General features: G+C 57.9%; 19 protein-coding genes and 1 riboswitch. Of the genes, 6 read left to right on the top strand and 13 right to left on the bottom strand.

All coding sequences use genetic code 11. The annotated features are described in order from the left end of the window. The first annotated feature begins 135 nt into the window (after positions 1-135). Complete coding sequence (locus LG294_RS17620; RefSeq protein ID WP_404288062.1) at positions 136-1,245, top strand: hypothetical protein; 1,110 nt, start codon at positions 136-138, stop codon at positions 1,243-1,245. A gap of 9 nt (positions 1,246-1,254) precedes the next feature. Here the strand turns inward: LG294_RS17620 and LG294_RS17615 are convergent, their stop codons facing one another. Both LG294_RS17615 and LG294_RS17610 read right to left on the bottom strand, forming a co-directional pair. Continuing rightward, positions 1,255-1,677 (bottom strand): DUF1801 domain-containing protein, encoded by a 423-nt coding sequence (locus LG294_RS17615; protein WP_404288060.1) that lies wholly within the window; start codon positions 1,675-1,677, stop codon positions 1,255-1,257. Between the two features lie 33 nt (positions 1,678-1,710). Further along, complete coding sequence (locus tag LG294_RS17610) at positions 1,711-3,081, bottom strand: MFS transporter (RefSeq protein ID WP_404288058.1); 1,371 nt, start codon at positions 3,079-3,081, stop codon at positions 1,711-1,713. Positions 3,082-3,758: 677 nt separating this feature from the next. On the opposite strand from LG294_RS17610, the gene LG294_RS17605 reads away from it, so the two are divergent. Both LG294_RS17605 and LG294_RS17600 read left to right on the top strand, forming a co-directional pair. Then, the gene (locus LG294_RS17605; protein WP_404288056.1) at positions 3,759-4,844 is read left to right on the top strand and encodes a glycosyltransferase; all 1,086 of its coding nucleotides are present in this window, start codon (positions 3,759-3,761) and stop codon (positions 4,842-4,844) included. Beyond that, positions 4,841-5,068, top strand: coding sequence for a hypothetical protein (locus tag LG294_RS17600; RefSeq protein ID WP_404288055.1), 228 nt, complete (start codon positions 4,841-4,843; stop codon positions 5,066-5,068). Before LG294_RS17605 ends, LG294_RS17600 begins: the two co-directional genes overlap by 4 nt. On the opposite strand, the gene LG294_RS17595 is transcribed toward LG294_RS17600, so the two are convergent. Then, a complete protein-coding gene (locus LG294_RS17595) occupies positions 5,030-5,725 on the bottom strand; it encodes an EAL domain-containing protein (protein WP_404288053.1) in 696 nt (231 codons plus the stop codon). The genes LG294_RS17600 and LG294_RS17595 overlap by 39 nt on opposite strands. 240 nt (positions 5,726-5,965) lie before the next feature. Here LG294_RS17595 and LG294_RS17590 point away from each other — a divergent pair, with 240 nt between their 5' ends. Beyond that, complete coding sequence (locus LG294_RS17590) at positions 5,966-6,886, top strand: GGDEF domain-containing protein (protein WP_404288051.1); 921 nt, start codon at positions 5,966-5,968, stop codon at positions 6,884-6,886. Here LG294_RS17590 and LG294_RS17585 read toward each other — a convergent pair. The 3 genes from LG294_RS17585 to LG294_RS17575 all read right to left on the bottom strand — a co-directional run bounded on the left by LG294_RS17585 (position 6,883) and on the right by LG294_RS17575 (position 12,975). Beyond that, positions 6,883-8,388, bottom strand: coding sequence for a SulP family inorganic anion transporter (locus LG294_RS17585; protein ID WP_404288049.1), 1,506 nt, complete (start codon positions 8,386-8,388; stop codon positions 6,883-6,885). The two genes, LG294_RS17590 and LG294_RS17585, sit on opposite strands and share 4 nt — an antisense overlap. Before the next feature lie 1,093 nt (positions 8,389-9,481). Continuing rightward, positions 9,482-11,224 (bottom strand): phosphomethylpyrimidine synthase ThiC, encoded by a 1,743-nt coding sequence (gene thiC / locus LG294_RS17580; RefSeq protein ID WP_404288047.1) that lies wholly within the window; start codon positions 11,222-11,224, stop codon positions 9,482-9,484. Then, positions 11,222-11,329, bottom strand: a riboswitch (TPP riboswitch). (Overlaps the previous gene by 3 nt.) Positions 11,330-11,523: 194 nt before the next feature. Further along, the gene (locus tag LG294_RS17575) at positions 11,524-12,975 is read right to left on the bottom strand and encodes an MFS transporter (protein WP_404288045.1); all 1,452 of its coding nucleotides are present in this window, start codon (positions 12,973-12,975) and stop codon (positions 11,524-11,526) included. Between the two features lie 92 nt (positions 12,976-13,067). Here LG294_RS17575 and LG294_RS17570 point away from each other — a divergent pair, with 92 nt between their 5' ends. Then, positions 13,068-13,508 (top strand): MarR family winged helix-turn-helix transcriptional regulator, encoded by a 441-nt coding sequence (locus LG294_RS17570; protein ID WP_404288043.1) that lies wholly within the window; start codon positions 13,068-13,070, stop codon positions 13,506-13,508. A gap of 109 nt (positions 13,509-13,617) precedes the next feature. Next, on the top strand, positions 13,618-14,787 hold the full coding sequence (locus LG294_RS17565; protein ID WP_404288041.1) for a glycerate kinase: 1,170 nt from the start codon (positions 13,618-13,620) through the stop codon (positions 14,785-14,787). 13 nt (positions 14,788-14,800) lie between these two features. Here the strand turns inward: LG294_RS17565 and LG294_RS17560 are convergent, their stop codons facing one another. From LG294_RS17560 to LG294_RS17530, 7 genes are all read right to left on the bottom strand, one after another. Next, positions 14,801-15,478: a GntR family transcriptional regulator gene (locus tag LG294_RS17560; RefSeq protein ID WP_404288039.1), complete on the bottom strand. Its 678-nt coding sequence runs from the start codon at positions 15,476-15,478 to the stop codon at positions 14,801-14,803. A gap of 2 nt (positions 15,479-15,480) precedes the next feature. Next, the gene (locus LG294_RS17555) at positions 15,481-17,100 is read right to left on the bottom strand and encodes an FAD-dependent oxidoreductase (protein WP_404288037.1); all 1,620 of its coding nucleotides are present in this window, start codon (positions 17,098-17,100) and stop codon (positions 15,481-15,483) included. A gap of 65 nt (positions 17,101-17,165) precedes the next feature. Beyond that, on the bottom strand, positions 17,166-18,020 hold the full coding sequence (locus LG294_RS17550) for a fumarylacetoacetate hydrolase family protein (protein ID WP_404288035.1): 855 nt from the start codon (positions 18,018-18,020) through the stop codon (positions 17,166-17,168). A 41-nt stretch (positions 18,021-18,061) separates the two neighbouring features. Then, positions 18,062-18,946: a VOC family protein gene (locus LG294_RS17545; RefSeq protein WP_404288033.1), complete on the bottom strand. Its 885-nt coding sequence runs from the start codon at positions 18,944-18,946 to the stop codon at positions 18,062-18,064. A gap of 163 nt (positions 18,947-19,109) precedes the next feature. Continuing rightward, the gene (locus LG294_RS17540) at positions 19,110-19,352 is read right to left on the bottom strand and encodes a nuclear transport factor 2 family protein (RefSeq protein WP_404291820.1); all 243 of its coding nucleotides are present in this window, start codon (positions 19,350-19,352) and stop codon (positions 19,110-19,112) included. 113 nt (positions 19,353-19,465) lie between these two features. Then, complete coding sequence (locus LG294_RS17535) at positions 19,466-20,839, bottom strand: carboxylesterase family protein (protein ID WP_404288031.1); 1,374 nt, start codon at positions 20,837-20,839, stop codon at positions 19,466-19,468. Positions 20,840-20,841: 2 nt separating this feature from the next. Further along, complete coding sequence (locus LG294_RS17530) at positions 20,842-22,824, bottom strand: flavin-containing monooxygenase (protein WP_404288029.1); 1,983 nt, start codon at positions 22,822-22,824, stop codon at positions 20,842-20,844. Positions 22,825-22,878 lie beyond the last annotated feature (54 nt).

Below are 22,878 nucleotides of genomic sequence, written 5' to 3'. Positions count from 1 at the left end.
TCAATGCTATTCGCCGCTGGACAGTCATTGATCGAGATAATTCGCACCCCGGCCGGCGCGGATCGAAGGGGTGCCAGCCGGACTCACCCCGTAGGCTTTAACAAAACGAATCCGTACGAAAACCAAGGACATTTCATGGCCAGCAAAAAGAAGCAGGGCAAGAAGAATTCGGGCGCAGGCAACCCTGCGAAAGCAGCACAGCGCGGGCGCAGTGTCTATAGAGTCCAGGCAGAAATTTCGGTAGATGCGATGCGCGAGGACTACGCCGCATGGGTTACCGAAACCGTGCCGGCCTTCGGAGCAGAAGAAGCCGCACAGATCGCCGAAATCCAGTTGGGCGTCGTGCGCTCGGTTGGTGCGGAGTATGCCGAACTAGCCCGGAGCTCCAACCTGCGAGATATCGATCCAGAGCTATTCGGACAGGTATTCGCAGAATTCCTGGTGAACCTGCCCGAGGGTCTCGAAGCCGAGCCAATCTTCACCGCATGGCTGGACTACTTCTCCTTCCTGGCTGCCCGTGGCACTTGGGAAGGCGGAGAAGAAAACCTCACCGAACTGCGTGAACTGCTCGACGACGCACTGAAGGGTTTCGCTGAGGAAGACGCGGAACTGTGCGCACTGCTGCGCGGCACGGAACTGTACGCCAAGGTCAAGGCCTTCTCCGAAGCGTTGGGCGACGGAGTGGACATCAGCGCATTCAGCGAAGCCGATAACGAGGCACGAGTACGTGTCATGAAATCGGTCGGTGTTGACGCGGCCACAGTGAAGGTCGACGAGCCAGCACCGGATGTGTTCGCTCACGTCTGGAACGCGGCTATCCTCTCCGTAGTTGACCCATCCGATGGCAAGATCGTTCGCGACGAAGAGGCGTTTGCGCACTTCGTGGACGGCGAAGAATCCGAGAGTGCGCAGCTGCTCTTCGAGATGGGCGTCGGCTGCGTGCAAAGCCACTTGATTCCGAACGATGCCTTCACCGAACGCGACGAAGCTTTCTTCCTCGTGCTACGAAATCTGCTGGTCACCGCTGTCACCGGACGAGAAGCCGATTTCGAAGGCCTGCGTCGCAACTGTGGTCCGAAGAACTTCGACGCGGTCCTTCCCGAAGCTCGCGAGGCACTCGCATCGCTGGCCGCCTTTGGACTGCTTCAGGTCAAGGGCGAAGAGTATGGCGTCGACGAGCGTCTGCTTCCGGTAATTTCTGCCGGCCTGAGCGAAGCAGAAAGCCTGATTGAAGAATCGGAATAGTCTTGATGGTCAGGCCAGAGGATCCTCTGCCCTGGCGAAAGCAATCTTGATGAGCTGACGCAGGATCTCCAAGTCGATATCCTCCAGCTTTTTCACATAGACACAGCCTGCTCCCTCGGTATATTTTCCTAACTGGGGGAGCAGCTTTGCGCCAGCTTCCTGGTCTTTCAGCCCGTAGATCGAAAGCTGCGCCTTGCGCGGGGAAAAACCAGTTTTGAGCCAGATTCCGGTATTCCTAGGGTTTGATGGTGAGACGTAAGTGTACTGCCCGTAGCCAACAATCGACGGCCCCCACAGCACCGGTTCAACGCCTGTGACCTCACGAAAGATATCATCGAGCAACTGCCCGTCTTCCCGCCGCTTTAGCGGGGTGGCTGCCTGGATAAAGTCTTCGACGCTAGCATCAGTGGGTTGTGTTTTCGCGGTGCTCACAGGTGGCCTTTCAATAGGTGGCGCGGCCGTTTCTTATGTGTTCGCCGGTTCGGGTGCTTGGAATATAACAGAGAGCTTGCGGTATTGGTTGCTGGTCATTGCCAGCAAGGCCACAACAACCATAATCAGGCCCGCACCGAGGAAGATGAGCGCAATGCCTCGGGCGTCACCCTGGCCAACTAGCCATCCTAGGCTTGCGTCGCCTTCGGCGGTCTTCATAAATGGAATGATTAGGTACTGGGCCAACGGGGCGATCATAAATGCGGTGATGGGCGCGGCTGCGGCTTCCATCATCTGCGCAAACCCGAAGACACGACCCTGCCGTCGGAAGGGAACGACTTTCTGGATCACGGTCTGCTCGGAAGCTTCAACCGCTGGGATCAGAATCATGTACAGCCAGATCCCCACTATATACAGCCAGGTCCATTCTCGAATGGTGAAAAGTGCACCGAGCAGGCCCATCACCACCACTGCCAGCAGTAGGGTGCGAATCGGATTTTTGCCCAAACCGAATTTGGCAATGAGCAGGCCGCCAATGATGAAACCAGTCGAAGCCAGGCCAAAGACAATGCCCCAAGCCTCCACACTCATAATCGTCAGTCCGTAGGGGTCCATCAGCGCCATGTAGACCCCGCCGATGAAGTTATTGAACATGGAGAAAATGATCAGTGCGAACAGGCCCGGGATTGCCAGAACAGTGGTGAACCCGAGTTTGAAATCGGTCCGCTTGGTATGCCCCGGTTCCACCTCGGGCGCTTCTTCGGGCAGCGATACCGTCAATAGATGTATGAGCGTCACGACTACAAGCACCAAGGCTAGAGTCAGCGTCCACCCCATGCCCAGCAGGCCAATGGACAGTCCGCTAAATACGCTGGTGACGATAAACGCGATGCCCTGAACCGTGCCAACCAGGCCATTGGCGTTGGCATGGCGTTCAACAGGAATCAGCAGCGTCACTGTGGTGGACAAGGCGATGCCACGCATTTGCTCAACGACAGCGCCAATGAGGATGACGCCGCAGAACAACCAGAATTGCCAACCGCCGATATTCAGAATGGACTCGGTGGGCAGCCACAGGTAGATCAACGCGGCCAGAGTGAACATGAGAGCGGTAAACACCGCAGAGAAAACGAAGACCGACTTCTTCTTATGGTTGTCCACGATGGTTCCGAACACCATGGAGAATATTGCGATCAGCAGCATGAAGGTACCACCGATGATTCCGGTGGCCATCACGTTCTCGGTTTCGAGGTAGACCCAGAATGTCAGTGCAAACCAAAGGTAGCTTGTGGTGAGGTTTGCTACCGCAGTATTTACGAGGATGTGCATGAAGGATCGCTGCCCACTTTCGGGCGCTACGATGCTGGGTTCATACCGTTCATTGCGAGGGGTGTGCTCTGACATTTTGCGAACCACGATGCTGGAATGGAAAGTTCTGTTGCGTTGAGAACAGGATACGACGACTGCGCCAAGAGCGGTAGATGTCCGTAGGATCGCTCGTGCATTTGGACAAAAATCAACGATGGTTACATTTTGATCAATATTCCTAAAAGTGAGATGGGGGCCTACATCAAACGCTTAGACTAGTCATCAATAGTCCTTTCATTGGTCAAACATCATTCCTGTTGTCCGGGAGATTGGCGAAGAGATCGGAAACCCCGCGCAGTAGTGAGGCGCGAGGATCTCGCTATTTAACTTTCGAGCTCTTCTATCTCGGAATTGGTGTCGGAGGGGCATTGCAGAAATATTTTCAAAGACTCGTAGGACTCGCGGTTATAGCGATTGTCTCTGTTGCCGCGCTAATCATGTGGTGGGCACTGAGCGCGACAGAAACTCCCGTCTTGTGGAAGCCCGTCGAAGTTCAACTGGCTGGCATCTGGTCCACTTTCTATAGTGCTGAGCTTCCAAATACTAATATCTTGATTCTTGCCGTAGGCATAGCCGTGCTCCTGGTTTCGTTGGTAGTGCTCGGTGAGCGTCTCGTTACGTGGCGTTTTCGACGAACACCGGTGGAAAAATCAACGCGACCATTGGCCCCTCGAACGGTCATGGAACGAACTCGCGGAGTTTACGCAGGCCCGGTGACTGTCACTGTGCTGATACCCGCTCACAATGAGCAGGCTTCGCTCCCGCATACGTTGCGCGCCTTGCAAGCACAAACATTCCCGCCCCGCAGAGTGGTAGTCGTCGCGGATAACTGCACCGACGGCACCGTATCCGTTGCTCGCGAGCATGGCGTTGATGTGTTCGAATCCGTTGGAAACGTCCATAAAAAGGGTGGTGCGCTGAATCAAGCGCTGGAGTACCTTTTGTCAACATTAGGTGACAACGACTGCGTCATGGTCATGGATGCAGACAGCCAGATCGGCGTCGAATATCTAGCCACGGCCAGAGACCGGTTTACCTCGGACCGTGCGTTGATGTCCGTTGGCGGGCTGTTCCATGGTGAAGAAGGACATGGGCTGATTGGGCAGTTCCAACGCAACGAATATACGCGTTATCAGCGTGAAATCGAGCGTCGTGATGGACGAGTTTTCGTTTTGACCGGGACTGCATCCATTTTCCGTTCGGCAGCGTTGCGCGGGGTGGCTGAGGCACGAGGGCAGACTCTGCCAGGTAAGCCAGGCGATGTCTACGATACGGCGGCACTAACCGAAGATAACGAACTGACAATTGCCATCAAGACGCTCGGTGGGCTAACAACGTCTCCCGAAAAATGCACGGTAGTCACTGAGCTGATGCCGTCATGGAAGATGCTGTGGGCACAGCGACTACGCTGGCAACGCGGTGCGTTGGAAAACCTTGGAGCTTACGGGGTAACGCCGCAGACCATGCGATACTGGGCCCAGCAAATTGGCATAGGTTATGGCGTGATCGCTCTGTTCAGTTATTTCGCCCTGATGATTCTGATGTTGGTATCCATGGATACCTGGGTATGGTTCCCCTTCTGGATGTTGCTAGGCTTCGTATTCGCCATTGAACGAGTGATCACCACATGGCGCGGTGGCTGGCGAGCCAGACTCCTGGCAGTGCTTGTCATCCCGGAACTGATCTACGATGTATTTCTGAATCTGGCATTTCTCAAAGGCGTCGGAGATATTGCCTTTGGGCGCAGCGCCGCGTGGAAACACGTAGAGCATAAAGAACCAGCACAGCGAGGGGCATGACAATGATAGATCTCGGTTTGATTGTTCCTCGTGGACTGATCCTTCCTGAAAACGTGCTCTACTCGTCGTGGTTCAGCGTTCTCGCGTCATTCGTGGCCATCAACACCTTGATTTACTTGGTTCTTGGAGTCATGAAGATCATTCCGGTGATCCGGCTCTCCGCTGGGCGCGGGCGTGAACGCCGCTCAGAAACTCGGAATATCGATCCCGATGCGTCGGTGTAGAGCCGAAAGGGTGGATCTGAGCTGATTCACTTGTTGACCGGGGCTGAAGTAGTACCCCTGCGCATAATCGAACCCTAATGTACGGACCAGCTCCAACTGTTGTGGTGATTCAACTCCTTCTGCCAAGGTTTTGGCGCCGATTGACGTCGCTGCCTCCAGCAAAGAGTCCACCATTAGTCGAACTTGCTCCGATTCGCCATATTCGCTAATCATCGTGCGATCCAGCTTCACGATATCTGGGCAAAGGCGCAGTATCCGTTCCCTGGTGGCGTGGGCTACTCCTGCATCGTCGATCAACAGCAGGCAGTCCAGAGAGGTAGCGAGTCGCCGGGCTCCGTCGCAGACGCAAGGTTCGCTTTGTTCGTTCAGCTCTAAGCCCCACTTCAACCGAGGATCCAATGCTAAAGGAGAATTTGAGAATGCTTCGATGGTTGGGCCGGAGGCATTGAGCGTCACCAAGGTGCCGTCAGGTAGTGAGGAGGTTGCCGCGATGATCCCTTCAATCGCTTGCAGCTCCAAGTCCGTTAGACGGCCTTCACCTCGCGCTGCATCGAAATGTTCGGCAGGACTGGCGGAATCCTCAAAGCGCGCCAATGCTTCGAAACCCAGCAAGCTCCATTTGGTTAGATCTATGAGGGGTTGGAAAACAAACTTCACGCGGTGCCTCCCGAATGTGGGGATGTCGTTTTTGTGACTTCGACCAAGCCTCCGGGACGGGACGCTCGAAGCAGATAATACAGTGCTCAATGGGGTAAAGCTACATGTGGATACAGAAACAATTGCCAAGTGGGGAGACTTGTGAATAATCGTATTGAACGGCGCCGGCCTGTGGCCCAGAGCTGGCGGGGGAGGCTCATTCCTCCACGACTACGGGGGATCACAGATCCGAGCGTTGCGGTGACCGCACTGGTGGCGTTTTTCATGTTCTTCTTCTACCTGTTGAATTTGTTTCAGCCACTGGATTTCCCTGATCAATTTGTCGTACGGATTGCTCGTTGCGTCGGTGCACTGGGGGTGCTTTCGGCCGCGATCATCATGCGCAATAAATTTCCGCTGTGGCTGGGATACCTCGGAGCTTTGGCAGAAGTTGCTTCATTCGTCTATTTCGTCGGATTCACCATGGACCATGAACAAGTCGTATTCAGGTTGCAGGAATTCCCATTGATCGCCATGTATTTGTCGTGGCTATTTCCGTCGTGGTTGACTCGTCTGACGATTTACCCTGTGATGGCCTTTACGATTCCATATTCTGTTTTCGTTGGTCCGGCCGCAGGAACAGAACACAGCCAAGGTTTGCTCAACGTTTTCGCACTGATGTTCTTCACCATTCTAGGGACCAGTGTTGGCACCTTTGTACGCAGGAGGTTCAGGAATGAAACCGAGTTCGACGTGCTCACTGGCGCACTGAACCGTCGTGGGTTGTCGGTTCATGGCGAGCCAGCGCTAGCCAGATCTCTGCGATTCTCCAAAGCGTTGACCGTTGCGCTAGTGGACCTAGACGGTTTCAAGCTGATCAATGACGAGCAAGGGCATACCGCCGGAGACGAGGTGCTAAAGCAACTGGTTAAGCACTGGCTCCAAACCACGCGAAAATCAGACATAGTATGCCGGTTGGGCGGTGACGAGTTTGTCTTGGTCTTTCCGAATACCTCGTTCGAAGAAGCTCAAGTTCTCATGGCTAGGATCAAGGAAACCTCAAATCATGCGTGGTCTTATGGTCTCGCGCAAGCCCACAAAGAAGACAATTTGAGCACAGTGATCCTCCGAGCGGATCGTGCCATGTACGAAGCTAAACGCCAGCGCAACGGCTTGACCTAGTCGCCGAGTTTTCCGCCTAATCGCTCGCGCATTTTCAAGCTCGCCTCGTTTAGCCCCAATATCTGAACCTGCTTGCCATACTTCTCGTATTTATCGGTTATGGAATCCAGTGCTGCGATTGTGGATGCATCCCACAGATGGGAAGCAGACATGTCGATGATGATCTGATGCGGATCCCCAGCGTAGTCGAACTGCGTATATAGGTCGTTGGAGGACGCGAAGAACAATTCGCCGTCGACAGTGTAAATAGCCGCTTGGCCTTCTTTCACCCCGGTGACGCTGCGTTTGACTGTCACGAAGTGTGCCACCCTGTTGGCGAAGAGAACGACTGCGGTCAGCACTCCTAGGCCTACCCCGATGGCGAGGTTGTTGGTGGCCACTGTGAAGACCACGGTGACGACCATAACCGCGGTTTCGCTCTTAGGCATCATCTTCAACGTGCTCGGACGGATGCTGTGCCAATTGAAGGTCGTGAACGACACGAAAATCATGATCGCGACGAGCGCTGCCATGGGAATCTGCGCCACAATGTCACCGAAGACAACCGCGAGCAAGAGCATGAATACACCGGCGAACATGGTGGAGATGCGGGTACGCCCGCCTGATGCCTTCACCCCAATCATGGTTTGGCCGATCATCGCGCAGCCGCAGATTCCGCCAAAGAATCCGGTCACGATATTGGCGGTCCCCTGGCCCCACGACTCCCGGGTCTTGCTTGACGGGGTATCGGTGATGTCATCCACGAGTTTGGCCGTCAGCAGCGACTCCAACAAGCCAACAAATGCGACTGCTAACGCGTAGGGTGCGATGATCTTCAAGGTCTCCATGGTGTAGGGAACCTGCGGGATGATGAAGAAGGGCAGCGAATCGGGCAGTTCTCCCTTATCTCCCACCGTCGGCACGGTGACCTTTGCAAACACGGTGATCAGGGTCAGCACCACGATCGCGATCAGCGGGGCGGGAACTGCCTTGGTGATCTTGGGGAAGAAATAGACGATGCCGAGGCCAAGCAGCACCAGAGGGTAAACGGCCCATGGTACAGCCCTCAGCTCGGGCATCTGCGAGAGGAAAATCAGAATGGCCAATGCGTTGACGAAGCCAAGCATCACTTGTCTGGGGATGAAACGCATCAGCTTCGCCACACCCAGCAGTGCAAGTACGACCTGAATGATTCCGGCCAGAATAACCGCGGCAAACAAGTAATCCACCCCATGGCTTCGCACCAGAGGAGCGACCACCAGGGCGACTGCACCGGCAGCGGCGGAGACCATGGCAGGGCGGCCACCAGTAAAAGCGATCACAATCGACATGGTAAACGAAGCAAAAATACCGATTCTGGGGTCTACTCCGGCAATGATCGAGAAGGCGATGACCTCCGGGATCAAGGCTAGCGAGACTACTAGCCCGGCTAGAAGCTCGGTTTTCAGAAGTCTCGGAGACTTCAGCGTGCGCCATACGGATTGGCGTTCTAGCGGAGTGAGGTCGGTGGCCACGATTGCCATAGGGGCTCCATTCAGTTAGAAATCCCCGAGTCGAAATTGCCAAAGGGGCCTGACCAAATTATCGCATTTATCGAAGCCTCAACGAGCGCCACGTGCACGACGACTAGGACATGTCCTAGCCGAGCAGCCCCAAACGCAACCTTCGATTAGGGCCTCGGTGAATACCCCGCTCTACGCTGCCACTGAGGGGGAGCGTTCTGACTCTCACGGCGTCCCGTATGAGATTTTCAATCTGGACAGCTTTTCTACCTGTCGTCTGTGGGACGGGCATGGGCGGTGCCCAGCTTAACAAAGAATTCCCGCCGGCAAAGCCGGCGGGAATTCTAACGATCATCACTCGCACCTTCAATGAGGTAATTCCAGCCTAAGAGTCGACTCTGTGCTGGAGCTGAGTAATTCGGAGAGGTAACCAGGCAATCCACTGACAGGTATTAACTGTCCGATTAACAAAAGCATCCCGCCGGTTGCCCGGCGGGATGCTCCCGATCATCACTCGCACCCTCAATGAGGTAATTCCACTCTAAAACACGACTCTATGCTGGAGCTTTGGTTGGGCTCTGTATTCAAGCAATGGGCAGGTTGCAGGCGGTATGCCTCGATACCGGAGCGTGAGAACTCTGGATCCAACGGGCAGCAAAAGAAGAAGATCAGACGAGCAGGTGGCCAAGATGATGACTATTGGCATTGCTGAGGCCAGCGGGGAATTTTGCGTTATAAGGTTCCATGGATCAGCTCAGCACCTGATAGCAGACCATCGGGAATGGTTTGGCAAGCGGTCCGTCGACCGAGAACTGGCCCAACAACTAGACCTAAATGGCCAAAGCCGATGGCGACCCGCGTCTTCGCCGGATTCTTGAATCCTCTAAAATCGCTCTCGCATCGGGGCCCGGACGCGACGCTCCCGCTGTGCACTCCCGTAGGCGTGCACAGACGCGGATCGCGTAGTGAGCCGAAGAGTTAAAAGTGAAAAGCTCCCGTTGAATACAATCCAACGGGAGCTTTACGATCATCACTCGCACCTTCAATGAGGTACTTATAACTCTAAGCGTGCTTTCTGTGCAGGCACTTTGGCTACGCTTCGGATTTCCCTACCTTAGTGCGTGCCGGGCCCAACGGGTATCTCTTCCCCGACATAAACCTTGCTACCGCTTGCGAGGAACTGCCGACTCTTCTCAGCCATCCCGGCCAGTGCAGCCTGTGCCTCGGCGGAACCGTATTCGTCCCGAATGTCCTGGGAGATCCGCATGGAACAGAATTTCGGGCCGCACATCGAGCAAAAGTGCGCGGTCTTTGCAGGTTCCGCCGGCAACGTCTCGTCGTGAAACTCCTGCGCCGTGACGGGATCCAGTGCGAGAGCGAACTGGTCATTCCAGCGGAACTCAATCCGCGCCTTGCTCAAGGCATTGTCGCGGTCTCTGGCCCCCGGATGATCCTTGGCAAGATCCGCTGCATGCGCGGCAATCTTGTAGGTGATTACCCCGGTTTTCACGTCATCCCGATTAGGCAGACCAAGATGTTCTTTCGGAGTCACGTAGCAAAGCATCGCTGTTCCATACCGTGCAATTTCGGTCGCCCCGATGGCGCTGGTGATGTGGTCATAACCCGGGGCGATATCGGTGACCAACGGGCCAAGCGTGTAGAACGGCGCCCCGTCGCAAAGTTCCTGCTGACGTTCCACATTCTCGCGAACCAGATGGAAGGGTATATGTCCGGGCCCCTCGACCATCACCTGAACATCGTATTTCCAGGCACGCTTGGTCAGCTCTGCCAAGGTATCCAGTTCGGCGAATTGGGCTGCATCATTGGCGTCCGCAATGGAGCCCGGGCGCAACCCGTCGCCTAGGGAGAATGCGACGTCATAGCGGGAGAAAATCTCGCAGAGTTCGTCAAAGTGGGTATAGAGGAAATTCTCCTGATGATGTGCAAGGCACCAGCCGGCCATAATCGACCCTCCGCGGGAGACCATTCCGGTGACCCTGTTGGCGGTCAGCGGGATGTAGCGCAGCAGCACGCCGGCGTGGACGGTCATGTAGTCCACTCCCTGTTCGCACTGTTCGATTACGGTGTCCCGGAAAATCTCCCAGGTCAGTTCGTTCGCTTCGCCGTTGACTTTCTCTAATGCTTGGTAGATCGGAACGGTGCCGATGGGAACCGGCGCATTGCGGATGATCCATTCCCGGGTGGTGTGGATATCGTCGCCAGTGGAAAGGTCCATCACCGTGTCGGCGCCCCATTTGGCGGCCCATTGCAGTTTGGAGACTTCCTCGGCGATGGAGCTAGTCACCGCAGAGTTGCCGATGTTCGCGTTGATCTTTACCAAAAAGGCCTTGCCGATGATCATCGGTTCGGATTCAGGATGGTTGATATTCGCCGGGATGATCGCCCGGCCAGCTGCAAGCTCGCTGCGCACCAGCTCGACGTCGCACTCTTCGCGCAAGGCCACATAACGCATTTCCGGGGTGATGATCCCTTGCCTCGCGTAATGCATCTGGGTGACTCGCGTCCCGGGGACCGAACGCAGCGGTGGGGCTGATCGCCCAGCCCATTCGGCGCTCGCCGTCCCGCGGCGCACCGCGGATCTGCCGTCGTCGTGCAGGTTGCGCTCTCGCCCGGCATAGATTTCTACATCCCCGCGTTCAAGAATCCAGGACTCTCGAAATGGTTTCAGCCCCGTGGTCGGATCGCTTCCCGGGCCGCTGGTGCGATACACCTGTAGCGGTTCGTTCGGCTCGCCATTGGGGGAGTCCGCCAACTGGATCTGTGTGACGGGAACGGAAATCCCCTCAGACTCACGGTAGGCAAGGGTGTGGGCAGAGTGCTGTTCAAATTGTTCCACTTTGGGAAACTCACTTCCTTCGCCGGCATTACCCGGACAGGTTCAACGGTCGCGGACGGCGATAGTCCGATCTCAGCCCCTGCCAGGGCACCCGTGTGGTCTCAAACAAGGTATCACGACCAACTTCCTTGCATTGCAACGAAGTCGCTACGATTTAAAGTGAAAAGCTCCCGTTGGGCAATATCCAACGGGAGCTTTACGATCATCACTCGCACCTTCAAGGAGGTGTCTACGACATTACTCGGGGTTTCTATGTCAAAGCTGAGCATAAACTCGGCAAATGCGAGGAGTCGAGGCAACTACTTACTTGAGGTGGCCATCTGCGCCGCGTCGACTTCAATCGCGGCCTTCTTCGCCGCGGCTGCGGGAATGCAGGCTGCCAAGATTGCCGCGACCACGGAGATGCCAGCGCCAAGGATCAGTGCCATGCGGAATCCTGATTCTGACGGTAGTTCAACCCCGCCAAAGTCGGTGGTCATCTGAGCTAGCACCAGGCCGATCACCGCGGCGCCGGTGGTTGTGCCCAGAGAGCGCATCAGCGTATTAAAGCCATTGGCTGCAGCAGTTTCGCTGCGGGGTACCGCGCCCATGATGATTGCAGGCATGGCGCCGTAAGCCAGTGCCACACCACCATTGATGACGAGGCTGGTGAGCATCAAGCTCCATGCGCTGCCCATACCCAGGAGGGTCAGGCCGTAACCGGCGGCGATGACCGAAACGCCGAGAACCAGCGTGAACTTCGGGCCCCGCGAGTCGGAAAGGCGTCCGCCGATGGGGGAGAGCACCAGCATCATCAGGCCCCCCGGCGCCATCCAAAGGCCGGCTGCCAGGATCGTCTGACCCAAGCCATAACCGGTCTGCGAAGGCAGCTGCAGGATCTGAGGCATGACCAGCATGCTGGCGTACATGCCGAAACCAACGAAGATCGAGGCGATATTTGTCAGCAGTACGCGCGGAATGACCGCGGTTCGCAGGTCAACCAGCGGATCCTTAGTCCGCATTTCCCAAATGCCCCAGAGCCCCAGCGCGGCGGCGGCGATTCCGAAGAGTCCCAGCGTCAGCGGTGCGGACCAGCCCCATGAGGAGCCCTTGGAGACTGCGAGCATGAGCGAGATCAAGCCAATGCCCAAACCAATGGCGCCTAGCCAGTCGAAGCGCTGTCCGGCGGCGCCGGCCGGTAGCGCGGGGATGAACTTGCAGATGGCGATGACTACCAGCAGCGTGACTACCGCGCTGCCGTAGAACAGGGCGCGCCAGTTGGCGAAATCAATGACAGCGGCAGAGATCGGCATGCCAATTGCGCCGCCTACACCTAAGGTGGCGCTGACCGTGGCGATCGCCGAGGAGAGGCGTTCCTGCGGGACAAGGTCACGGAGCATGGCGATACCCAGCGGAACCATGCCTGCACCCAGGCCCTGCAGCGCGCGGCCGATGATCATGACCTCCACAGTGGGAGCCATAGCGCACACGATGGCGCCGAGGATCAAGGGCAGGGCCAGGATGAGAAGCATGCGGCGTTTGCCGAACAAGTCTCCCAAACGTCCGGAGATAGGCACGGCTACCGCAGCTGCCAGAAGCGTCGCCGTGATGATCCACGCGGTGTTGTCCGCAGAGGTGTTGAAGATGCTGGGAAGCTGGGGGATCAGCGGCGTGACCATTGTCTGGGTGATCGACGAAGCGATACCGGCGGAAGCGAGGACGGCAACGGCTAGACCTGAGCCGGGTCTTCCTGCAGAGGTTGTTTTGGACACGTGGGCCTTTCAGGGCAATATGTAAGATACATAAAATGTTCATAATACATGTTCGGGTATGCTCGGGTGAGTAGAAGAGGAGAATTGGTTGCATGAAACGTCGCACAGCAGATATCGAGTACGAGCAAACCCTGCTCAGCCGCTACACCATAGCGCAGCACCGAAACGGCGATGGCTTGGATCGCAGCGTCTATCTGCTGATGAGCCGCATTGAAGTTGAGGGCCCGATGTCGATCGGTGAAATGAGCACGGTCTTTCTCCTTGATGCCTCGACCCTGCAACGTCAAACCACCACCGCGGTGCGGGACGGTTTTCTCGAACGAATTCTTGATCCCGCGGGCAGCGTTGCGCGAAAGTTTGCTTTGACTAACCTGGGCGAGGCGCGGCTGAAGGAAGTTCGCGAGTCTTCGGTCAGCGCGATAGACCGCATTACCTCGGATTGGCCTGCCGAAGAGGTCAACAAGTTTGCGGAACTTCTGCATAAGTTCAATGAGTCGATCGAGGACTACCGCGAACAGCGTGGAAGTAAGTAGGAGCTTGCCCACCTTGGGTGCTTAATGCATATAAATTCTCTCGCTGGAACTCAAAAGTATGTATTCCTGCCTATATTCCTGGGATTCACGAGCATCTAATGTTGAGTCCATGACACAGAGCACCCCAGTGACGACCCAAGCACTAAACGTGGCAATCGTTCCGGATTCCTTTAAGGGCAGCGCACAGGCCAGCGAAGTCGCGGCCGCGATCGCCGACGGGGTGAATGCGGCGGCTACCTCTTTAGCCCGCACGGTATCGATCACCGCCGTTCCCTTTGCCGACGGCGGCGAGGGGACCCTCGATGCGTTGATCGACGCGTGGGGAACCGAAGCGAAGATCGTTGAAACCACCGATGCGCTTGGCAGAGCCGTCAGCTCGCGTTTCGGATTGTCTGCAGATGGTAGGACCGCCGTGATCGAAGCGGCGGAAGCTGCAGGATTGCCTCAGGTCAGCGACGTACCGCGGCAACCACTTCAAGCCACCACTTTTGGACTGGGTTCACTTGTCAGCCAAGCCTTGGAGCTTGGGGTGCAGCGAATCATTCTTTGCCTTGGCGGTTCGGCCACCACCGACGGCGGCGCTGGCTTGCTCGCAGCTCTGGGTGCAAAGTTCCTAGACGCTCAGGGCCAAGAATTGACTGCGGGCGGCGGGGCGCTCAATGACCTGTCATGCATCGATATCTCCGGCTTAGATTCGCGAGCCACCCGAGTTAACTGGCAAATTGCCTGCGATGTCACCAACCCGCTGCTGGGAGACAACGGGGCGGCCGCGGTCTTCGGACCGCAGAAGGGCGCCTCGCCCCAAGAGGTCGAAGTGCTGAATGCGGGATTGGCGCGACTCGCAGACACTTTGGAAGCCGGGACCGGAAGAAAGCTGCGCGAGCAGTCCGGCATGGGGGCAGCCGGCGGCTTGGCTCTCTGCCTTGGTTCCTACTGCGAGGTTGAACTCGTGCCTGGATGGGAGCTGGTAGCGCAGGCATTGAATGCGCACGAGGTTCTTGCCGACGCGCAGCTGGTCATTACCGGCGAGGGACGCCTTGATTCTCAATCGTTGCAGGGCAAGGTGGTCAGCGGGGTGCTCCAGGCTGCGCGCAAAGACGCGGACATTATCGTTATCGCCGGATCGGTAGAGCTTGACGAAGAGATGCTCGTCGAGTCGGGAATCCTGGCAGCTTATTCGATTGCCCAAGGCCCTGCCGATCTCAGTGAGCTTTCGGCGCGAGCCCTGGAACTCATCCGGCGCGCTGCGTACAACGTGGCGCGCACGTACCTGTGTTAAGACAGGCGCCTCTTCAAGCGTTCAGTGGATCGGCGCTGAGCAACCCAGCATTCATGATCACACGTACCGATTCCTCGTAATGCTCCCGTAGCAAGGTAGCCAGACCGCGTGCATTGCGTGCCAGGGCCGCTTCGAGAAGCATTTCATGTTCGCGCTCCACATCACGTGAGTTTGCCGCGTCGGAAGTAGCGGCCCAACGCCGGTAAAGCAGTGTGGAATTCGCCAGATTTGCCGACAGCGTCAGCATCGGGGCGCAGTCACAAGGGGCAAGCAGCAGCTGATGGAACTCGCGGTGGGCGAGGCCCCACTCAGGGTTTAGGACCACAGGGGACTCGGATAAATGGCGCGGAATTCGCCCCAACTTATGGTGCGCGGCAATCAGCTCGGACTCCCAGCCGAGATCGCCTCTCTCCGTGGCCAGCGCGCTGGCCAACTCTTCGTTGACGCAGCGCAACTCGGTAATGTCCGCCAGCTCGCGCAGGTTGAGTTCCGGAACGAAAAACCCGCGGTTGGGTTTGATTTGCACCAGACCTTCACCAGCAAGTCGAGTCAATGATTCTCGAATCACCGTGGTGCTTGTATCAAAACGTGAAGCCAGCACCGGCGGCTGGAGCCGCTGGCCCGGGGACCAATCGCCCTCTAGAATTGCGCTGCGAATCCCCACCACGGAATGCGTCGAGGCTTTAGCCATCACTAATGTTTTCGCGCAGCATCGAAGGCGCCCAACCCTGGGACCTTGTCTGTCAGCGCCTGCAGTAACGCCCGGCGTTCACGTGCTGGTGCGATGCCTGCTACATAGAAGTCTGGTCGAAGCAAAAGCACGGTTCCCGTAGCAGCGTCAAAGACGCGTGAGGAATCGACTGCGATCTGCGTGTTTCCGTGTTGGTCCGTGAAAATCAACCGATGCCCCGCGGCCACCTCGATGAGGTTCCAGCCCCGACCTAAGAGCTCATCGAGCTTTTGGGTCTTTGTGCCGACGGTGAGATCTGGTTGTGGCAAGCTGCGCCCAACGAATTCGGCGGCCAGGTGAGGCACCCCGGCAAGCGCCGAAACTACGGTGCCACGGGTGTAATGCGGCTGCTTCAAAAACCGCATCTGCGTCAACCAGCGGTTTAGCGTTGGAATGACACGTGTGCCGGTAACCACCGCATCTCGAATCCGGGTGATCAGTGGGTTCGTATTCATGACCACCCAGCCAATGCGCTTGGACAGTTTCACCATGTCCGCCGCATGTGGGCGCCGTTCAATGGCGTAGTCATCAATAATTGCCTCGTCGGCTTCACCTTTAAGGACCGCTGCCACTCGCCAAGAGGCTCCTACCGCATCCCGGATGCCGGCGTTCAAGCCCTGGCCCGCGAACGGAGGCATGAGATGCGCAGCATCTCCGGCGAGCAGCACTCGACCCGAGCGGTAAGAGTCCGCAATGCGCTGATGAGCGGTATAGACGGTGGCTCGCCTTACAGTGACTTTAGTGATGTCTTGATAAGGGGCCACAAGTTTCGTGATCGATTCGGTGCTGATCATCGCTTCGCCGTTTTCATGATCAAAGAGCATGAATTCGTAGCGTCGTCTGCCATTGACGCCGGGGACGACTACCGCTGGCCGGGTGCCATTGCAGTGGAAGGATGCGAAAGGTTCGGGATTTCCCGGGACATCGAGCAAGTCTACGACGATCCAGCGTTCCACCTGGGTGGATCCCTCCAGCCCGATGCCGAGTTCTCGCCGGGTAAAGGAACGTCCACCATCACAGGCGATCACCCAGCTGGCGGTGAACTCCAGATCGGTGGCGGGGGCATCGGCATCCGGTGCGGTGTGCAATCCTGCGTCCCCGGCCAGCGCACCGTTATACCCGGTGCTGCGCTCGCCGAGGCGCGTGGCGGTAACGCGAACGCGGTCATCATGCTGACTGATTGAGGTAGCTGCGGTGTTGAAGTGCAGGCTAATTTTCTCGTTCTGCGCAGCCGCTTCGTAGAGCAGGCCTTCGAGCACTGGCTGGTCAAACTGGGATTTACCCGGCTGGCCTAACCGGGGGTTGCCTGGGCGGACATCGGCAATCACCTTGCCGCCGAGGCCGAAGTAGCGTGCCCCGGTGTCCATGAGCATTTCTGGAGCGAGCAGGTCCATGATGCCCAGATGCTGCATCACGCGCAGGGTTTCGTCGGTGGCGCTGATGGCGCGCGGCTCGTCGCCGCTGCCCGAGTTCTTCTCGATCAGCGCGACGCTCAGCCCCGCATCCGCCAGCAGATTGGCGGTGGTTAGTCCCGTGGGACCTGCGCCAATTACCAGTACGTCGACTTCTGCGCGTTCAGCCACAGCCCGCTCCTTACTTTGCTTCAAATGGTGTTGCGTGGATTTCTTCGGTCCGAAAACGGTGGCGATTAGACCGCGGCTTCGTCCTTGACGGTGTTGCGCAAGATGCCCAACCCGGTGATCTCCACTTCGACGACGTCGCCGTCGTTAAGCAGGCCGTCTTCGCCCCAGAACAGACCCACGCCGCCCGGCGTTCCGGTGACTACCACGTCGCCCGGGTTCAACTTGGTGAAGCCGGTGACGTAGTTGATCAGCTGTGGGATGTTGAAGACCAAATTGGACACCGGAGCGTTCTGGCGGACCTCGCCGTTGACGCGGGTTTCCAAGGTCAGCTTGTTAACATCGCCCAGATCCTTGGCCGGAACCAGATAAGGGCCGAACCCGCCGGTGGCGGGGAAGTTCTTGCCCGGGATCCACTGGCTGGCTGCCTTCTGCCAGTCGCGGACCGAGAAGTCGTTGTAGCAGGCGTAGCCGGCGATATGATCCCAAGAATCTTCCTCGGAGACGCGCCATGCTTCCTTGCCGATCACCAGAGCCATTTCACCCTCGTAGTCGAACTTGGTGGTGGAAGTAGGCTTCACCGCAGGAGCCAGGTGGCCCATCTGGGTATCGGCAAAACGGGTGAATACAGTTGGTGCGGTCTGCCCGGTCTTGCCGGACTCTTCCTGGTGGGCCAGGTAGTTCACGCCGATGCAGATGATCTTGCCCGGGTTGGTGATCGAGGGCAGGTGCTCGATCTCTGCCTCGGGCAGGGTCGGTGCGCCGGAAAGATCCAGCTCGGTGCCGAAGGTGCCGGCCTCGATGAGTTCGCGGACGTTGGCCGCGAGGTTTGTGCCGGTCGGGCCCAGGTCATACACGGTGCCGTCGACAACGACGCCCCAGGTTTCAGTGCCGTTTGCTGCGAGGAAGGATACGTACTGCATGTGATTAGTGCCTTTCAAAAAGTGCAAAACAAGGAAAGTTATTAGATGAAGGTTTTCAGTTCGGTCACCGTAGGGATGCCAAAGGTGCGGAAGTCATCGGTGCGTCGGTTGGACCACATGTTCCACCAGTTTTCGTCTTCGCCCCAGATGATCGGATCGCGCTCATCGTCATAGATCTGCTCAAGATCCGTGTAAAGCTCGACTACCGCGCCGGATGTTTCCACATAGTATGCGGCGATATTATGTCCGGCACCGTGGCGCACCGGACCCCAGATCAATTCGCGGCCCGCACGTCCCAGGCGATCCCCGAGCTTGGCGAGGTCTGCAATGGACTGCACCTGCCAGGCGTGGTGGTGGAAGGTGCCTTGGCCTTGTATCAGCGCAATGCCGTGATGGTCCGGATTGCAGCGCATGAAGTAGGCAAAGTCGTCGCCGATGACATCCGAGAGGCGGAAGTCAAAGATGCGGCGCAGGAACTCCATCATCCCGCGGGCATCGCGGGGGTGGAAGTTGATGTGCCCATAGCGGTCCGGACCGAAGGAGAGCAGTCCTGGATCGTCGTGCTGCATGCCGGTGTAGATCTCGAAGATCCAGCCTTCCGGACCGATGAAGGAGAAGCCATCCTGGACGCCGGCGGAGATCGCACGCTCGGAGAGTACCTTGAAGTTCTCGGTTTCCACGCGGCGACGGATCTCTCGCAACGCGTCGCCGTCGCGGGCGATCAAACCCAGCGAATGGATCCCGTTGACCTCGGACTCGACGTAGGTCAGTTCGTGGTGCACGGAGTTCGCGGCCAGGTAGACCTCGTTCTCGGTGCGTTCGGTGACACGCAATCCCAACAGCTGGGTGGCATCGAAGATCGAGCTTTCGATGTCGTTGGTTTGGATGGACACGTGGCCCATTTCCCTGATTAGTCCCCAAGCCATGGTGATCCTCTCCTAGGACGCAAATATAATCTGTCTCAATAATTAGATTATCTACGTTTAAGCAGATTATCTATAGTTGTTGCAAAGTTTCTTTCAAAGAGTTGATGCCTGCCCCGATTATTTTCGGGCCAGGCATCAAAAATGGCGATGAGTTGAAGCGGAACTAACCCGCGCTGCTATCTATGAATGCGCGTAGTTGCCATTGCCCGCTCGATTGAACCCAGACGCTACAGGTGGTGGTGGAGAGCCGCTTTTCAACGCCTGCCGTGAACAGGTGCAGCTGCATGCGTCCGTTGGCCACCACTAGGTCCCCGATTTCGGTCAGCTCTTCGAACTCGTGAGTGAGATCGAGATATTTGCTGCCGCCGGATGCCAATAACTCCAGAAGGGAGTGTTTGCTATCAATCCGTCAGGTGGAATGCGTGTAGCTCAAGTCGTTGGCAAGCAGGCTCGCCAGGGATTCCAGATCCCCGGTGCGGAACGCTTCCAAGCGCAATTGCTCCGCTTTATAGATAGGTTTCACCGGGTGCTTACCAGTCGTTTGGCAATCACGCGGCGCTCCAGGTCACTCGGCTCGATGCCCGCGGCGGTGATCTGCTGCGCCCGCGGAGTTCCGGCCTGATGGGCTGGCAGATGGTTGCCTTGCGCGTCGGAAGCAGATCCGTCCACTAAGAAGGAACCAAGCAGGGCGCCAAACTCGGTGGACGCAACCGCATAGGTTTCGGGGTCCAAGCCGGTGAGCATCGGTGCATCGGCCCAGCGGTGCGCATTGGCGAAAACAAAAGGAAGCTCAAAGCAGTGCGCGGAGCCGGCCTTGGCCAATTCGGAAGCCACGGCGAAGCGAACAAGATGGGTTTGCTTGCCCGCCGCAGCGAGCGCGTCGGCCAGTTCGATGGCGTACAACTCGATCTGATGCAAGGTCATGGCTCGAATCATGCAGTCCTTCGGCGTTTGCAGCGATGCCTCCCGGGCGAAGAGAGCCGCGACCGATTCCGGATCCGTGAAGTGCGCGGCAACAAATCCCTGCACGGCAGGTTCGCCAAATGCTTGCTCCGGCGCTTGGCCGATGAAGGCGGTGGCTTCGTCTGCGGTATGGGTCAACAGCACCTGATCCACATGCATACGAGATGCCGCGGCGGTGACATCGAACAGATCGCCCGGAACTGAATTGTCGGTACTTGGGTACAGGCCAAGCCCGCGCCCGGCCCAATGTTTGCCGATGGTTCCGGCGGTGGCCAATAATTCGTCGGTGGTGGCTGTTTCCAATCCGTACTCGCCCAGCCGTGCGTCCACGATTGCTTGGCGTTCGGCCGCTGCATCGCTGTGCAGTGGCGGCTGGAAGGACAACGAACCGAAGTAGACGCGCTGGAACAGGCCCCTGGCCTCTGCAAGCTGGGCCAGGGCGAAAGCCCAGAAGGCGCCGGCGGACTGGCCAGCGAGGGTGGTGTTGGCTGCGTTGCCGCCCAAGGCGCCGATATGCCGCTGAACCCATTGAAGCGCCAGCAACAGCTCTTCGGGCACGGTATTTCCGCCGCCGACCGAACGCCGATGGGCGAGCAGTCCGATACGATAATTGACCACGACCACCACTGCCTGCTGGGCGTCGGCGAAGTTCTGCGCGTCGTACCAGCGCACGGTTCCGGCGCCGGAGACAAAGCCGCCGCCCGGCAGGAAGACCATCACCGGAAGATTTGTTGCTCCCGACGGCGCAAAGACCGCTAGCTGGAAGGCATCCTCTGATTGCGGAAGCTCTTGCAGGGCCGGGCCCAGCAACCAGTCCAGTGATCCAGGAGTTTGCGGGAACACTGCCGGTTGCACGGGGCTCAGCTCCGCCACCGCGGACAGTGGCGCGAACCGTTCACCGCCGGTGGTGGCATACGAGTAGACGCTCATGCCTAGCGGACCTCTGTGTACTGCGAGGCATCCACGGCGCGGGTGACATTCCAGTATTCAACGATGGGGTAAGGCCAGATCTGCGATACCCGGCCGAACTTGTTCTTGTACCAGGTCTTCACGTCTGGGTGGCCCCAGGCTTTCATCCGGTTCGCCGCGTCCAAGTCGGTCACGAATTCTTCCAGGACTTCCTCCTTCAAATCCAGGGCCTTGATGTCCTTTTCCAGAACGAGGCGAATCGCATCCAAGATATAGGTCAGACCGTACTCAATCATGGAGAAGAGCGAGCCGTTGACCACGTGCCCGGTGTTCGGGCCGGAAACGATGAACAGGTTTGGGAAGCCCGGCACGGTGATGCCGGCGTATGCGGTGGCGTTGCCTGCCCAGTAATCATGCAGATCCACGCCGTTGGTACCGGTCACACGCAGCGGTTCCAAGAATTCCGAGGCTTGGAAACCGGTGGCGTAAATGATGACATCCAGTTCGTGCAAGGTGCCTTCGCCGTCGATGATTCCGGTTTCGGTTACCTCGACCATGCCGTCGGTGACCAGGGTGGTCTGCGGCTTCTTCAGGCTCGCGGACCAGACGCCGTTGTCGCGCAGCATGCGCTTGCCGCCGACAATGTAATCCGGGGTGACCTTAGGCAGCAGGTCTGGACGGTCCGCGTACTGCACCTTGAGCATTTCGGTCAGTTCCTGGCGCACCCGCTCGTTGATCTCCGAGACCGAGCCTTCTTTGGTCCAGTGTGGGTCCGCGGCGGTGGAGTGCTGGCGGCCTTCGACGCCCAGCCAGTGCTGCCAGAGTCGCAGCCACTGGCCGAACTGCGGCAGGTGCTCAACGAGGTAGGTGACCGATTCGGGCATGTCCTCGTAGTAGAACGGGGTAGGCAGCATCCATGGGGAGGAGCGCTGGAAGATCTTCAGTTCGGAGACCTGATCCACGATGGCCGGAACGATCTGGTAGGCGCTGGCACCTGAGCCAATCACCGCGACCTTCTTGCCGGTCAGGTCGATGGATGGATCCCATTGGGCCGAGTGCACTTGGGTGCCGGCGAACTTGTCACGGCCGGGGGTGTCCGGGAACTTCGGGCGGTCAAGCTGTCCGACGGCGGAGAGGATCGCGTTGAAGCGGCGTTCTTCAACCTCGCCCCCGTCAACCACCATCGCCAGGATCCATTCGCCGGCCGATTCATCCCAGGTCGCCGAAAGGATTTCGGTACCCATCTGGATGTTCTCGGTGATGCCGCCACGCGAGGCGACATCCTTGGTGTATTTGTGGATTTCTGCGCCTTCGGAGAACTGCTGCGGCCAGTTGTCGCGCTGCGCGAAGGAGAACGAGTAGGCGTAGTTAGGGGTATCCAGACGCACGCCTGGGTAGGTGTTCTTCCACCAGGTGCCACCGACTTCGTGGCCCTTTTCGAACACGGTGTAATCAAGGCCGGCCTGCTTCAGGCGGTATGCCGAGGCCATTCCTGCGACGCCGGAGCCAATGACCGCCACGGTGAAATTGCGCTGTGGGTTCAGCTCGTCCTTGCGGAAACGCGGGGCTCCGGTGTGTTCTGGGACCAGTGCCATATCGTGCATCAGCATGGGGTGGTATTCGCGGGTAGCGCCGTTGGTCAGCCAGTCCAAGATCTGAGTCGCCTGATCTTCGGCGAGGGTGCCGATGCTGGTGATCTTTTCGTCGCGCACGCGGCGCAGCGCGTTGAATGCGAGATCGCGGGCCGCGGTGCGCGCGGCCTCATCCATGCCACCGTGCGGTTGGCCTACGGTGTCCACTGGCGGCTGTGGCGGACGCAGCTCGTCGCGGAGAATCGAGTAGTCGCCGGTCGCGGCGGCGAGGGCGATCATCAGCGGCGGCAGATCGGTGCTATCAACAATCTGGCGCAGCTTTGCGTCGTCTTCGGTGATTGGGCTATAGCTTTCGCGCCAGTACAGGTCATCAACCTTGTTCTGTGCACGGGTTTCGATCAGGGATTCGCTCATTTTTCACTCCTCAGGACTTCGGCGGTTGCGCGGATTGTGATCTCCCAGCAACGT

The organism is Glutamicibacter arilaitensis (assembly GCF_044793945.1).
Lineage (GTDB): Bacteria > Actinomycetota > Actinomycetes > Actinomycetales > Micrococcaceae > Glutamicibacter > Glutamicibacter arilaitensis_B.
The sequence above is the reverse complement of the archived record's forward strand: the minus strand, read 5'-3'. Positions and strand labels throughout refer to the sequence as shown.

What these genes read in the sequence shown, in the direction of transcription:
- LG294_RS17620 (WP_404288062.1), top strand. Translation starts at nt 136, where the DNA reads ATGGCCAGCAAAAAGAAGCAGGGCAAGAAGAATTCGGGCGCAGGCAAC.
- LG294_RS17610 (WP_404288058.1), bottom strand. Translation starts at nt 3,081, where the DNA reads ATGTCAGAGCACACCCCTCGCAATGAACGGTATGAACCCAGCATCGTA.
- LG294_RS17600 (WP_404288055.1), top strand. Translation starts at nt 4,841, where the DNA reads ATGACAATGATAGATCTCGGTTTGATTGTTCCTCGTGGACTGATCCTT.
- LG294_RS17585 (WP_404288049.1), bottom strand. Translation starts at nt 8,388, where the DNA reads ATGGCAATCGTGGCCACCGACCTCACTCCGCTAGAACGCCAATCCGTA.
- LG294_RS17570 (WP_404288043.1), top strand. Translation starts at nt 13,068, where the DNA reads ATGAAACGTCGCACAGCAGATATCGAGTACGAGCAAACCCTGCTCAGC.
- LG294_RS17565 (WP_404288041.1), top strand. Translation starts at nt 13,618, where the DNA reads ATGACACAGAGCACCCCAGTGACGACCCAAGCACTAAACGTGGCAATC.
- LG294_RS17560 (WP_404288039.1), bottom strand. Translation starts at nt 15,478, where the DNA reads ATGGCTAAAGCCTCGACGCATTCCGTGGTGGGGATTCGCAGCGCAATT.
- LG294_RS17550 (WP_404288035.1), bottom strand. Translation starts at nt 18,020, where the DNA reads ATGCAGTACGTATCCTTCCTCGCAGCAAACGGCACTGAAACCTGGGGC.
- LG294_RS17545 (WP_404288033.1), bottom strand. Translation starts at nt 18,946, where the DNA reads ATGGCTTGGGGACTAATCAGGGAAATGGGCCACGTGTCCATCCAAACC.
- LG294_RS17535 (WP_404288031.1), bottom strand. Translation starts at nt 20,839, where the DNA reads ATGAGCGTCTACTCGTATGCCACCACCGGCGGTGAACGGTTCGCGCCA.
- LG294_RS17530 (WP_404288029.1), bottom strand. Translation starts at nt 22,824, where the DNA reads ATGAGCGAATCCCTGATCGAAACCCGTGCACAGAACAAGGTTGATGAC.